The sequence below is a fragment of the Rhizobium pisi genome (assembly GCF_003938655.1).
Classification (GTDB): domain Bacteria; phylum Pseudomonadota; class Alphaproteobacteria; order Rhizobiales; family Rhizobiaceae; genus Rhizobium; species Rhizobium pisi.
Genome location: NZ_RJJT01000014.1, coordinates 1 through 13,055 on the forward strand (window position 1 = coordinate 1; position 13,055 = coordinate 13,055).

Below are 13,055 nucleotides of genomic sequence, written 5' to 3' on the forward strand. Positions count from 1 at the left end.
TCGGTCTGACGGTTGATTACCAGATCGTCGACAACTTCTACGCCAAGGCTTCGGTTCAGTACCTCGATCCGGATGATGGCGACGACTCCACGACGGGCTACTTCCGTCTGCAGCGTTCGTTCTAATCTGATCTGATTAGGCAATACGGAAGGCCCGGCTTATGAGCCGGGCTTTCTGCTTTTGAGCAACTGTTTCGATAGACAAAGCACGAAAAGCGACGCCTATCGGTAACCGGTGAGAAAATCCTGAATAGCAGCTGGAATGCTCCCCATATGCAGAAGCGGCGCGTGCCCTTGCTCTGGCGCGGTATGCAGAACCAGACCTGGATGCCGGCGGGCCATTTCATTCGCTGTCTCCTTCGAGAGCAACGACGAATTTTCACCGCGGATCAGCATGAGCGGTAATCGGTTCAAGCTTTCGAATTGTACCCAGAGATCAGGCAGCGGCTGGGTGAAATCGACCGATTTTAGCGCCTCGGCGATTGCCGGGTCGAAATCTGCGACCGGCTTGCCGTCGACATCACGGTAAAGGGCGTGCGCCATTTCGCGCCAATCTGGGTCTCCAAGTGCAGTAAACGCTGCGCCGTGAATTTCCTTCAGCATAGCATTCGCCTCGTACCAGTCCGCCGGTCTCCTGCCGCTGTTGAGGTAATCGCGGATCCGCGCCAGCCCCTCGGCCTCGATCACCGGTCCGATATCGTTGAGGATGACGGCCTCGAGAAGATCCGGCCGTGTTGCCGCGATAAGATGCAGGATCAGGCCGCCTCGAGAGGTGCCAATGAAGATGGCGCGCTCGATGCCCAGCGCAGCGCAGGCGGCAATGACGTCGCCCGCTTCGATGGCGAGATTGTAGTTCGCCTTGTTCTCATCCCAAGCCGAGTTTCCGCGGCCGCGCGAATCGAGCGCGATTACCCTGCGCGGCATCATTGTGTCCCGGGAGAGAAGCAGCGCAAGCGGATGGAAATCCCGTGTATTGCGGGTCAGACCCGGCAGGCAGATCACCGGCAGCCGTCCGACGGCCCCTGCTGCGTCTTCAGGCCAGTAGTCCCGGGCGTAAAGTTTCAGCCCATCGGAAGACGTGTAAAATCGTTCCTGGAAGTCGCTTGCGTAAGTATCCGGCATCGCATTCCTCGAGATCTGTTTGATCTCGAAGATGTAGCTTGCTTTTCGAGCCGCGCCAAACAGCTTCAGGAGGCGCTGCGTCCGCCGATGAGATCGCGCTCGATATCGGTCGGCTGACCGAGGCGGGCTTTGTAGACTTCGTAATTCTCCATCACCCGCTGCACGTAGTTGCGCGTTTCGGGGAAGGGGATACGCTCGATCCAGTCGACGATCTCGTCGATCGACTTGCCGCGTGGATCACCGTAGCGGTCAATCCATTCCGGCACGCGCTTCGGCCCTGCATTGTAGGCGATGAAGGTGAGGATATAGGAGCCGCCGAAGGCGTCGATCTGCTCGCCGAGATAATGCGCGCCGAGTGTCGCGTTATAGCCGGCATCGGCGGTCAGCTTGTCCTTCGAATAGGTGATGTTGTGGCGCTTGGCCACCGCCTGGGCCGTTCCCGGCAGAAGCTGCAGCAAGCCCCGCGCATTCGCTGCCGAAACGGCAGCCGGATTGAAGGCGCTCTCCTGTCGGGCGATGGCGTAGGCAAGCGCCTTGCCGGAGCCCGAAATATTGGCGTTCGCGGGGATCACCCCGACGGGGAAGGCGAGTGCCGCCACATCGATGCCGCGTCCATACGCGACCTTGCCGACCTGCAGCGAGAGATGATGGTCGCCCGATTGTTCGGCCTGTGCAGCAAGGATCGCCAATTCACCGGGGCTCTGCAGTTGGTCGGCCAGCGCGAGATAGAGGATGTCGGCCCGCCATCCATGGCCTGCTGCCTCCAGCCGGGCGATTGCCTGCACGGCTTCGCGTGCCTGGAAGCTTTGCCGGTCGGCCGTACTCGGTGAGGGATAGGTGACGTTTAACGTCTTTCGTCCCAACTTTTCGGCCGCGAGCTGACCGTAGAAGGTGCCGGGAAAATTCGCGGCCTTCGCATAGAATTCGCTTGATTTGCCGGGGCCGCCGGCTTCTGCGGCCCGTCCCAGCCAATACCAGGCGCGGGAAACCGAGATCGGCCCGTTGGACGTCTCGAGGATCTTGCGGAAATGTTTTTCCGCCGTTTCCGCGTCCTGCAGGCCGCGAAGTGCGTACCATCCGGCGTGGAACTCTGCCTCGACGATATCCGTCGGGCTCGTTGCGGCATAGTTTGCGACGATGCGATAGGCAGGTTTGAACTGCCCTTGGTCGACGAGGCCGCGGCTGACGATGCGCTGCTCGTTCCACCATTCGCCGGAGTTGACGAGTTCGCTGCGCTCGCGCGGCATCTGCTCCAGAAGCGCTGCCGCCTGGGCATATTTGTCCTGTTTGCGCAGATATTCGATCCGCGCAAATAGCAGGCCGGCATCGCTGCGCCATTTCGCATCGACTGTATTGAGCAGCACGCCGGCATTGCCCGCCTTGGCATCGACGGCGGCCCAGGCCTTATAGAGTGACTGCGCCTGGCCCATGTCACCGAAGCGCTTGGCCTGCGCCACCCGGCCGCGATACATCAGATAGTCCATCCGCGCCTTATGGTCGGCAGGCGTCAACAGAGCGGAAAATTCGAGGAGGATCTTGTCCTCCGTCGGCTTGTCGAGAGCTTCTCCGCGCCAGACCTTGCGGATATATTTGGCTGCCTGTGCTTGCTTGCCTGTCGCAACCAGCGCCCGGCCGAGGATGACGGCGCCCTGTACCGTCTCGGGTGCTGTATCGCCGAAGGCGGCGAGCACGGCGGAAGGGGCGGGGTTTTCATCATAGAGGGCGCGCTCGGAATAGGATCGCAGCCGCGAAAGGCCCGGCCAGCCCTTGAGTTCCTGCGACGCGCTGGCGATTTCATAGGAAGGAACGCCCTTCAGCCCGGAAACGGCGATCGCCCAGGTGAGGATATGGCGGTCGAGTGTGCCGTCGCGCATGCTGTCCCGGATCGAAACCGCCAACTGCGGGTTCTTGTCGGAAAGCGCATCGAGGCCGGCTTTCAGGTCGCTGTTGACAGGAGCGATTGCCGGATTGCGTGGAATGGCACCTGTGGTGATCGATTCCGGTATGGCTGTCTCGGGAATGAAGCCGAGCGGCTTGACATCGGGCACGGGAGTGCTTTCGCCGGGAAGCGGCGACGCGGCGCTGCCCCACGCAGCGGCGACGAGGCCGAAGGCGGACAGAATCAGGACAGCTTTCTTCATCCGGGATCTCGCAACGAAAACACGCCCTGCCATTTGGCTAGAGGCATCTTAACGAAACCTTACCGTTGCAGGTAAAATTCATTCACATCTGCTATCGGAATTGCCCTAAACCGAACTCTGCGCGCTTGTCGCGATGATTTCGGCGCTCTATGGTGCGCAACTCATATTCATGGAATGCGGCCGAAGCAAGGATTTGGTCGTGAGGAGCTTTGCATGTTCAATGGGTCCATTCCCGCCCTCGTCACTCCCTTCACGGATGCCGGACTGTTCGACGAAGACAGCTTCGCCGCGCATGTCGACTGGCAGATCAAGGAAGGCAGCAGCGGTCTCGTTCCGGTCGGCACAACAGGCGAATCCCCGACTTTGTCGCATGCCGAGCACAAGCGGGTCGTGGAACTCTGCATCGAAGTCGCCGCAAAACGCGTTCCCGTTATGGCCGGCGCCGGTTCGAACAATACGCGCGAGGCGATCGAGCTTGCCCAGCATGCTGAAAAGGTTGGCGCGAACGCCGTGCTGGTCGTCACCCCTTATTACAACAAGCCGACGCAGAAAGGCCTGATCGCGCATTTTTCGGCGATCGCCGAGGCCGTCGATCTGCCGATCTATATCTATAACATCCCGGGCCGGTCGGTGGTCGACATGACGCCGGAAACGATGGGCGCGCTCGCCAAGGCGCATAAGAATATTGTCGGCGTCAAGGATGCCACGGGCAAGATCGAGCGCGTCTCCGAACAGCGCATCACCTGCGGCAACGATTTCCGGCAATTGTCCGGCGAAGATGCGACGGCGCTTGGCTTCAACGCCCATGGCGGCGTCGGCTGCATTTCGGTTACTGCCAATGTTGCCCCGCGCCTCTGCGCCGATTTCCAGGCAGCGACGCTGGCTGGCGACTATGCTCGCGCGCTGGAATATCAGGATCGACTGATGCCGCTGCACAAGGCGATCTTCATGGAGCCGGGTCTTTGCGGCGCCAAATATGGACTTTCCAGACTTGGTCGCATGAGCCGCAATGTTCGCTCGCCGCTGCTTTCGACGCTGGAGCCGGGAACGGAAGCGGCGATTGACGCAGCCATGCGCCATGCAGGCTTGCTGAACTGACCCGGGCGATCGTCTTCACAAGGCAGCACCACCCCCTTACATAAGGGGCACGGAATGAGGGCGCGACTTCTAGCGCCTTGGATCCGGATTTTAGGCCTGAAAGGACTAAAATCATCCGGATCTACATTAAAGAAATAGAGCATGGGTCGCCCGAAAACCGCTCACATTTTTCGGCATCGTGCTCTGAAATAATGGAATGTCGTCATGGCCCCCAAAGGCAGCCAGCGCGTGGTGAACAAGGTTGTGGCCGAAAACCGCAAAGCCCGTTTCAACTACGAGATCATCGATACCTACGAGGCGGGCCTCGTGCTGAAGGGCACGGAGGTCAAGTCGTTGCGCGAGGGCAAGGCCAATATCGCTGAATCCTACGCCTCGGATGAAGACGGCGAAATTTGGCTGATCAATTCCTACCTGCCGGAATATCTGCAGGCGAACCGCTTCAACCACGAACCGCGCCGCCGCCGCAAGCTTCTGCTGTCGGCGCGCGAAATCCATCGCCTGCGTTCCGCCGTCAACCGCGAAGGCATGACGCTGATCCCGCTGAAGATCTATTTCAACGATCGCGGCCGGGCAAAGATGGAGCTGGCGCTCGCCAAGGGTAAGAAATTGCACGATAAGCGCGAATCCGAGAAGGAGCGCGATTGGAACCGGCAAAAGAGCCGCCTGCTGAAGGACAATGGCTAGGCGTATCGGTCATGATTGCCGCCACGCCGCTGCGTCGTACCGCCTGTCCTGAAATGCAGAAGCCGGCCGCGCTTTGACAGGCACGTCGGCTTCAAAGCGTAAAATCGCTTAGTCTTCGAAATCGCTCGCCGGGGCGACTTCGGCCGGGCGTGGCGCGCGCTCCGAGGGATCGCGACCGATTTCAGCCTTCAGCGACAAGAGATCGATGAAATGGTCGGCTTGCCGGCGCAGGTCGTCGGCGATCATCGGCGGCTGTGTCGCCATGGTCGAGATCACCGAGACCTTACGGCCTCTGCGCTGCAGCGCCTCGACAAGATTCGTGAAATCGCCGTCGCCGGAGAATATGACGAGATGATCGACCGTTTCGGACTGTTCCATGGCGTCGATCGCGAGCTCGATGTCCATGTTGCCCTTGATCTTTCGGCGGCCCATGGAATCTGTGAATTCCTTGGCGGGCTTGGTGACGACTTTATAGCCGTTATAGTCGAGCCAGTCGATCAGCGGCCGGATCGACGAATATTCCTGATCCTCGATCAGGGCGGTGTAATAGTAAGCGCGCAGCAGATAGCCGCGTTTCTGGAATGCTTTCAAAAGCTTGCGATAATCTATGTCGAAACCGAGGCTCTTTGATGCAGCGTAGAGGTTGGCGCCGTCAATGAAGAGTGCAATTTTTTCGCGTGGGTCAAACATCGCTTACCAATCCAATGAGAGCAATCGAAATCCGTCGACACAGAACTCAATAAAAACAATGGCTTGTGCTGTGATTTCGATCTGATCCTTACTTTATGAATTATTCATATATGAAAGATTTAGGGCACGATTCGGCATATTCCAAGCAACCATCGGTAGAATTGTGACCTTCTCCATGGAAATTTAGATCAGGCGCGGACAAAGACGAGGGCAACAGGAACGAAAAACTTGTATTTGTCCGGTTTTAATTGTATCGGGCGTGCTAATCCCGAAATGACGACCGCAAAGGACAGGCAATGGCCCGTGTCACAGTTGAAGATTGCATTGACAAGGTGGAGAACCGCTTCGAGCTGGTTCTGCTCGCCAGCCACCGCGCCCGGCTGATTTCCCAGGGTGCCTCGATCACCATCGATCGCGACAACGACAAGAATCCTGTTGTGGCCCTGCGCGAAATTGCTGACGAGACGCTTTCGCCTGATGACCTCAAGGAAGATCTGATCCATTCGCTGCAGAAGCATGTCGAAGTCGACGAGCCCGAGCCCGATCCGGCAAGCATGATCGCCGCCGGCGGCGTGGCCGCAGCCGACAGCGAGGAGCAGGATGACCTGCCCGAAACGATCACTTTCGACCAGATGTCGGAAGAAGAGCTGCTTGCTGGCATCGAAGGCCTTGTGCCGCCGGAAAAGAGCGACGACTACTAAGCGCGCATGCCGATCCTCGGTCGCATCGAGCGATCCGGAAAAGTTTCCTGCGATGCAAAAGAACGACGATTACCAATCGTCAATCTTGCGCCTTTATTGCTTAGGCATATTATTGCCCATGTGTGCGCCAATCGTTGATTGGCGCGCTTTTATTTTTATCGGAGTGGCTTTGGAATGATGCGGCAGTACGAGCTCGTGGAGCGGGTTCAGCAATACAAGCCCGATGCCAATGAAGCACTGCTGAACAAAGCCTATGTTTATGCCATGCAGAAGCATGGCCAGCAAAAGCGCGCGAGCGGCGACCCTTATATTTCCCACCCACTCGAGGTTGCCGCCATCCTCACCGACATGCATCTCGATGAATCGACGATCGCGGTGGCGCTTCTGCACGACACGATCGAAGACACGACGGCGACGCGTGCCGAAATCGACGAACTCTTCGGCGAGGATATCGGCCGTCTGGTGGAAGGCCTGACGAAGATCAAGAAGCTCGATCTCGTCACCAAGAAAGCCAAGCAGGCAGAAAACCTGCGCAAGCTGCTGCTTGCCATTTCTGACGACGTGCGAGTGCTGCTCGTCAAGCTTGCCGACCGCCTGCACAATATGCGCACCCTCGATCATATGTCGGCAGACAAGCGCGCCCGCATTTCCGAGGAGACGATGGAAATCTATGCGCCGCTGGCCGGCCGCATGGGCATGCAGGACATGCGCGAGGAGCTGGAAGAGCTCTCCTTCCGCCATATGAACCCGGAAGCCTACGAGACCGTCACCAAGAGACTGGAAGAGCTTTCGAAGCGCAACGAGGGCATCGTCAAGAAGATCGAGGCCGAACTGCGGGATCTGCTGGTCGCAAGCGGCCTGACGAGCGCCTATGTCAAGGGCCGGCAGAAGAAGCCCTATTCGGTCTTTCGCAAGATGCAGTCGAAGTCGCTTTCCTTCGAGCAGCTTTCCGATGTCTACGGTTTCCGTCTCATCGTCGAGGACATCCCTTCCTGCTATCGTGCACTCGGTATCGTCCACACGCGCTGGCGCGTCGTGCCGGGCCGCTTCAAGGACTATATCTCGACGCCGAAGCAGAACGATTACCGTTCGCTGCACACCACCATCGTCGGTCCCTCCAGCCAGCGCATCGAGCTGCAGATCCGCACCAAGCGCATGCACGAAATCGCCGAATTCGGCATCGCCGCGCACGCGCTCTATAAGGACGGCGCCAGCAATGCCGATGGCGACATACTCTCTCGCGAATCCAATGCCTATTCCTGGCTGCGCCATACGATCGAGGCGCTCGCCGAGGGCGATAGTCCGGAAGAATTCCTTGAGCACACCAAGCTCGAACTTTTCCAGGATCAAGTCTTCTGCTTCACGCCGAAGGGCAAGTTGATCGCGCTGCCGCGCGGGGCCACCCCGATCGATTTCGCTTATGCGGTGCATACCAATATCGGCGATACGACGGTCGGCGCCAAGATCAACGGCCGCATCATGCCGCTGGTCACGCGGCTTGCAAATGGCGACGAGGTCGAGATCATCCGCTCCGGCGTGCAGGTTCCACCTGCCGCCTGGGAGGAAATCGTCGTGACCGGCAAGGCGCGCGCTGCCATCCGCCGCGCCACCCGCATGGCGATCCGTAAACAATATGCCGGCCTTGGCCACCGTATTCTGGAGCGCACCTTTGACAGGGCCGGCAAGATCTTCTCGCGCGAGGCGATGAAGCCGGCGCTGCATCGCCTCGGCCAAAAGGATGTCGAGGATGCGATCGCCGCCGTCGGCCGCGGCGAGATGTCCTCGCTCGACGTGCTGCGCGCCGTCTATCCCGATCATCAGGACGAGCGCGTCACCGTGAAGCCCTCCGGCGACGACGGTTGGTTCAATGTCCGCAGTGCGGCCGGCATGATCTTCAAGATCCCCGGCAAGACCAAAGCCGGGGTCGACGGCGGCCACGCGGATATCGACGCCGATGCCGCGATCGGGCCGATCCGCGGCCTGTCCGGCAATGTCGACGTCAAGTTCGCGACGACCGGTGCCGTGCCCGGCGACCGCATCGTCGGCATCATGGATCAGGGTAACGGCATCACCATCTATCCGATCCAGTCGCCGAGCCTGCAGCGCTTCGACGATCAGCCTGACCGCTGGATCGACGTCCGCTGGGATCTCGATGAGGCCAACAAGTCGCGCTTCATGGCCCGCATCATGGTGAACGCGCTGAATGAACCCGGCACATTGGCCAAGGTCGCCCAGACGGTTGCGGGCCTCGACGTCAATATCCGCCTGCTGAATACTGTGCGGGTGGCGGCCGACTTCACCGAGATGATGATCGAAGTCGAGGTCTGGGACCTGCGCCAGCTCAATCAACTGCTCGCCCAGATGAAAGAGTTGGACTGCATCGCCACGGTCCGGCGGCTCTACGACTAAGCTTTTTTAGATCCTTCATGGGCTCGACTGAAAGATTGCACATTTTGTGATCTTTTAATGGTCAAAACGGCACGTCAAAAAGGCAAGCAATGCGCTGGGCGCATGGCTGTCTCCATGTTGCGGTGGTGGTAATTAACCTTTGCCGGTACTATCTTCTGGTCATCGAAACACGCACAGAAGATGAGACAAGATAATGTTTGACCCTATCAGGAAATTCGCTCGCGCCTTGCGCGCTCCGACCACGCAGGAACGTGAAATGGCTTATCTCAATGGCTCGTTCGATCGCATCGATCTCGAGTTTCGTCAGCGCCAGGTCGACCGCGGTCTGTTCCGCAATCGCTGATACTGAGAGTATACTTGAAATGAGTGAGGGACGTTATGCATAACGGACGCCCCTCGACGTGAAGAGGTTCCTCGATAAAGAGAGAATCAGCGGCTTGTTTTTCAAACGGTAGCATTTGCCGCTCTTGTCATGGCCGTATGCGCTACACTAAATACGCGCCATGTTGTTTCGCCGTCGCAAACCTGCGGGATTTAAGGAAAAGATGCGGGAGCTCTTATGGCCCCGTAAAGGTTTCCTTCGCCCGATCCGCTATCTGACAATGCGCATCCTGCGCCTGAGCGCCTCGCCGCATGCAGTTGCGGCCGGCGTCGCCGCAGGTGTCTTCGTCTCCTGGACGCCCTTCATCGGCGTTCATTTCATCATGGCATTCGTCATCACCTATTTTCTCTCCGGCAATATGGTGGCGGCCGCTCTCGGCTGCGCGGCCTTCGGCAATCCGCTGACCTATCCGTTCATCTGGGGCATTACCTGGGAGATCGGCCATCTGCTGTTGAGCCGCGAGGATCATCTGGCCGGTCAGGCGGTGGATCTTGCCGCCATGTTTCATAAGCTGAACTTCATGGAGCTGTGGAAGCCGGTGCTGGAGCCGATGCTGCTCGGCGCCATTCCGCCGGGGATCGTCACCGCCGTTGCGCTCTATGCACTGACGTTTTACACGGTGAGGGGTTTTCAGACGCGCCGCCGTACGCGGCTGATGGAGAGGGCGCGCCTGCGCCTTGCCGATCCGGCCAGCGACATACCGAGCGTATGAGCCCGATGCAGAATTTTAAGCAACGGAAGGTTCCGGCATGATCATCGGCATTGGCAGCGATCTGATTGATATTCGCCGTGTCGAGAAGTCCATCGAGCGCTTCGGTGAGCGCTTTACGCATCGCTGCTTCACCGAGATCGAGCGCGCGCGTTCCGATCGGCGCGCAAACCGCGCCGCATCCTATGCCAAGCGTTTCGCTGCCAAGGAGGCATGCTCCAAGGCGCTCGGCACCGGCATAGCGCAAGGCATCTTCTGGAAGGATATGGGCGTGGTCAACCTGCCGAGCGGCAAGCCGACCATGGTTTTGTCAGGCGCGGCTGCTGCCGTCCTGGAATCGATGCTGCCCGCGGGCCACAGGCCCGCCATTCATTTGACAATAACGGATGATTATCCCTTGGCGCAGGCCTTCGTTATTATCGAGGCGCTGCCCGAGAGCGTTTGATCGAGACCACGGGAGCGATTGATCGCGACCTCTCGTCGCTTTTGATGTTGTCGCCATTGCCGCAACCGACCGAAGCCGCTAGAGAGAACCACAGAAAGAATTGCGCCTCCGCGGCGTCTTGAAGGAATAAGACTGCGTGTCCGAAAAAGTCGAAACCAAGCCGAACGCCCTCTGGGAAAACATCAAAGTCATCATCCAGGCGCTGATTTTGGCGATGGTGATCCGAACCGTGCTTTTCCAGCCTTTTACAATCCCGTCCGGTTCGATGATGCCGACGCTGCTCGTCGGCGACTACATCTTCGTCAATAAGTTCGCTTACGGCTATTCGAAATATTCACTGCCCTTCTCGCCTGATATCTTCAGCGGTCGCCTGTTCGGCTCCGATCCGAAGCGCGGCGATATCGTCGTCTTCCGCTTTCCGCCCAATCCCGAGGTCGATTACATCAAGCGCTGCGTCGGCCTGCCGGGCGATCACATTCAGGTCACCGATGGCGTTCTCTACGTCAACGGCAAGCCGGTGCCCAAGGTGGCGGACGGCAGCTTCACCTCGGATTACAAGCTCGATCCGGGCGAGGACGTGCCGGTTTTCCGCGAAACGCTCGACAACGGCAAGACCTACGATACGCTCGACCAGTCCCCTGTATCGCGCGGCGACAACACCCGCGAGTTCATCGTACCGGAAGGCCATTATTTCATGATGGGCGACAACCGCGACAACTCGCTCGACAGCCGCTTCGACGTCGGCTTTGTACCCGCCGAAAATCTTGTCGGCCGCGCCAGCGTCATATTCTTCTCGCTAGGCAACGACACTTCCTTCCGCGAAATCTGGAAGTGGCCGACGAACATGCGTTGGGACCGCCTCTTCAAGGTCGTTGAATGAGCAAGGCGCAGACGCTTTCTGCGGCCGACCGCGCAAAGCTTGAAGCCCTGATCGGTCACGACTTCGCCGAAAAGGAACGCCTCGATCGCGCGCTGACCCATGCCAGCGCCCGTACGGAAAAGGGCGGCAATTACGAACGGCTGGAATTCCTCGGCGACAGGGTCCTCGGGCTTTGCATCGCCGAGCTTCTGTTCCGAACGTTCGGCGCGGCGGGGGAAGGCGAGCTTTCGGTTCGTCTCAACCAGCTCGTCAGTGCAGAAACCTGCGCTGCGGTTGCCGACGAACTCAACCTTCACCTCTATATCCGCACCGGTGCCGATGTGAAGAAATTGACCGGCAAGCGCATGATGAACGTGCGCGCCGATGTCGTAGAAAGCCTGATCGCCGCGATCTACCTCGATGGCGGCCTCGAAGTCGCCCGCCGGTTCATCCTGCGCTACTGGCAGGGCAGGGCGGTGCGGGCCGACGGCGCCAAGCGCGATGCCAAGACCGAGCTGCAGGAATGGTCGCACGCGAAATTCGGCGTGACTCCAATCTACCGGGTTGATGAACGCAGCGGGCCGGATCATGATCCGCGCTTCAAGGTGACGGTGGAAGTTGCTGGCATTAAGCCCGAAACCGGCGTAGAGCGGTCGAAGCGTGCCGCCGAACAAGTCGCGGCGACGAAGATGCTCGAGCGCGAAGGCATTTGGCAGCAGTCGCCTGCCGGAAATTGACGGGACGATGACACAAGAAGAAGATATCGCGGCGGAAGCCGCCGCCGAAACCAGTGGCCCGACGCATTCGGGCTTCGTCGCGTTGATCGGGCCGACCAATGCCGGCAAGTCGACGCTGGTGAACCGCCTCGTCGGCGCCAAGGTCTCGATCGTCAGCCACAAGGTGCAGACGACGCGCGCGATCGTCCGCGGTATCGCGATTCACGACAATGCCCAGATCGTCTTCATGGACACGCCCGGCATCTTCAAGCCGCGCCGCCGGCTCGACCGCGCCATGGTGACCTCGGCCTGGGGTGGCGCCAAGGATGCCGATCTGATCATGCTCCTGATTGACAGCGAGCGCGGCCTGCGCGGCGATGCCGAAGCCATTCTCGAAGGCCTGAAGGAAGTCCATCAGCCGAAGATCCTGGTGCTCAACAAGATCGACCGCGTGAACCGCGAGGATCTGCTGGCGCTGGCAGCGGCCGCCAACGAGAAGATCACCTTCGAGCGCACCTTCATGATCTCTGCCGAAAACGGCTCCGGCTGCGACGATGTCATGGATTATCTCTCAAGCACGCTTCCCGAGGGACCGTGGTACTATCCGGAAGATCAGATCTCCGATCTGCCGATGCGCCAGCTCGCCGCCGAAATCACCCGCGAAAAGCTGTTTCTGCGCCTGCACCAGGAGCTCCCCTACTCCTCGCATGTCGAAACGGAAAAGTGGGAAGAACGCAAGGACGGCTCGGTGCGCATCGAGCAGGTGATCTATGTCGAGCGCGACAGCCAGAAGAAGATCGCCCTCGGCAAGGGCGGCGAAACCATCAAGGCGATCTCGACCGCTTCTCGCAAGGAATTGTCGGAGATATTAGAGCAGCCGGTTCATCTCTTCCTGTTCGTCAAGGTCCGCGAGAATTGGGGCGACGATCCCGAGCGGTTCCGCGAAATGGGTCTCGATTTCCCGAAATAGCCACGGCAGGGATTTCACCGGGCAGACGCCAGCCCTTTGTTTCCTTGGAAAAAATCCGGCCCGTTGCGGAACGAATCCATACCCTCGCGCATTCTTGCTCGACGGTGCGCCAATGGTGGAACGCCGATTC

The 13,055-nt window shown here is 59.2% G+C and carries 13 protein-coding genes and 1 pseudogene; 11 read left to right on the forward strand and 3 right to left on the reverse strand.

Features of this window, described 5'->3' with window-relative positions; all coding sequences use genetic code 11:
• Positions 1–125, forward strand: a pseudogene (locus tag EFD55_RS19990) (porin); the annotation flags it as partial.
• Between the two features lie 96 nt (positions 126–221).
• Here EFD55_RS19990 and EFD55_RS19995 read toward each other — a convergent pair.
• Both EFD55_RS19995 and EFD55_RS20000 read right to left on the reverse strand, forming a co-directional pair.
• Positions 222–1,121 (reverse strand): alpha/beta fold hydrolase, encoded by a 900-nt coding sequence (locus EFD55_RS19995; RefSeq protein ID WP_125846776.1) that lies wholly within the window; start codon positions 1,119–1,121, stop codon positions 222–224.
• A 65-nt stretch (positions 1,122–1,186) separates the two neighbouring features.
• Positions 1,187–3,262: a lytic transglycosylase domain-containing protein gene (locus tag EFD55_RS20000; protein WP_125846777.1), complete on the reverse strand. Its 2,076-nt coding sequence runs from the start codon at positions 3,260–3,262 to the stop codon at positions 1,187–1,189.
• A gap of 213 nt (positions 3,263–3,475) precedes the next feature.
• Here EFD55_RS20000 and dapA point away from each other — a divergent pair, with 213 nt between their 5' ends.
• Positions 3,476–4,360 (forward strand): 4-hydroxy-tetrahydrodipicolinate synthase, encoded by an 885-nt coding sequence (gene dapA / locus EFD55_RS20005; RefSeq protein ID WP_125846778.1) that lies wholly within the window; start codon positions 3,476–3,478, stop codon positions 4,358–4,360.
• A gap of 204 nt (positions 4,361–4,564) precedes the next feature.
• Positions 4,565–5,044, forward strand: coding sequence for an SsrA-binding protein SmpB (gene smpB / locus EFD55_RS20010; RefSeq protein ID WP_125846779.1), 480 nt, complete (start codon positions 4,565–4,567; stop codon positions 5,042–5,044).
• A 108-nt stretch (positions 5,045–5,152) separates the two neighbouring features.
• On the opposite strand, the gene EFD55_RS20015 is transcribed toward smpB, so the two are convergent.
• Positions 5,153–5,734, reverse strand: a complete 582-nt coding sequence (locus EFD55_RS20015; RefSeq protein ID WP_003546927.1) for a LabA-like NYN domain-containing protein — start codon at positions 5,732–5,734, stop codon at positions 5,153–5,155.
• 296 nt (positions 5,735–6,030) lie between these two features.
• On the opposite strand from EFD55_RS20015, the gene rpoZ reads away from it, so the two are divergent.
• The 8 genes from rpoZ (at position 6,031) to era (ending at position 12,925) form a co-directional block, all read left to right on the forward strand.
• Positions 6,031–6,435: a DNA-directed RNA polymerase subunit omega gene (rpoZ, locus tag EFD55_RS20020; RefSeq protein WP_003574261.1), complete on the forward strand. Its 405-nt coding sequence runs from the start codon at positions 6,031–6,033 to the stop codon at positions 6,433–6,435.
• 174 nt (positions 6,436–6,609) lie between these two features.
• Entirely contained in the window at positions 6,610–8,844 is a 2,235-nt protein-coding gene (locus tag EFD55_RS20025) for a RelA/SpoT family protein (RefSeq protein ID WP_125846780.1), read from the forward strand.
• A gap of 193 nt (positions 8,845–9,037) precedes the next feature.
• Positions 9,038–9,187 carry a DUF3563 family protein gene (locus tag EFD55_RS20030; RefSeq protein WP_125846781.1) on the forward strand — a complete coding sequence of 50 codons (150 nt, stop codon included), beginning with the start codon at positions 9,038–9,040 and terminating at the stop codon, positions 9,185–9,187.
• Positions 9,188–9,347: 160 nt separating this feature from the next.
• On the forward strand, positions 9,348–9,938 hold the full coding sequence (locus EFD55_RS20035) for a DUF2062 domain-containing protein (RefSeq protein ID WP_125846782.1): 591 nt from the start codon (positions 9,348–9,350) through the stop codon (positions 9,936–9,938).
• 37 nt (positions 9,939–9,975) lie between these two features.
• Positions 9,976–10,380 carry a holo-ACP synthase gene (acpS, locus tag EFD55_RS20040; protein WP_125846783.1) on the forward strand — a complete coding sequence of 135 codons (405 nt, stop codon included), beginning with the start codon at positions 9,976–9,978 and terminating at the stop codon, positions 10,378–10,380.
• A gap of 136 nt (positions 10,381–10,516) precedes the next feature.
• Positions 10,517–11,260, forward strand: coding sequence for a signal peptidase I (gene lepB, locus EFD55_RS20045; protein WP_125846784.1), 744 nt, complete (start codon positions 10,517–10,519; stop codon positions 11,258–11,260).
• The gene (gene rnc / locus EFD55_RS20050) at positions 11,257–11,976 is read left to right on the forward strand and encodes a ribonuclease III (protein WP_125846785.1); all 720 of its coding nucleotides are present in this window, start codon (positions 11,257–11,259) and stop codon (positions 11,974–11,976) included. The genes lepB and rnc overlap by 4 nt, the downstream gene beginning before the upstream one ends.
• 7 nt (positions 11,977–11,983) lie before the next feature.
• Complete coding sequence (era, locus tag EFD55_RS20055; protein ID WP_125846786.1) at positions 11,984–12,925, forward strand: GTPase Era; 942 nt, start codon at positions 11,984–11,986, stop codon at positions 12,923–12,925.
• Positions 12,926–13,055 lie beyond the last annotated feature (130 nt).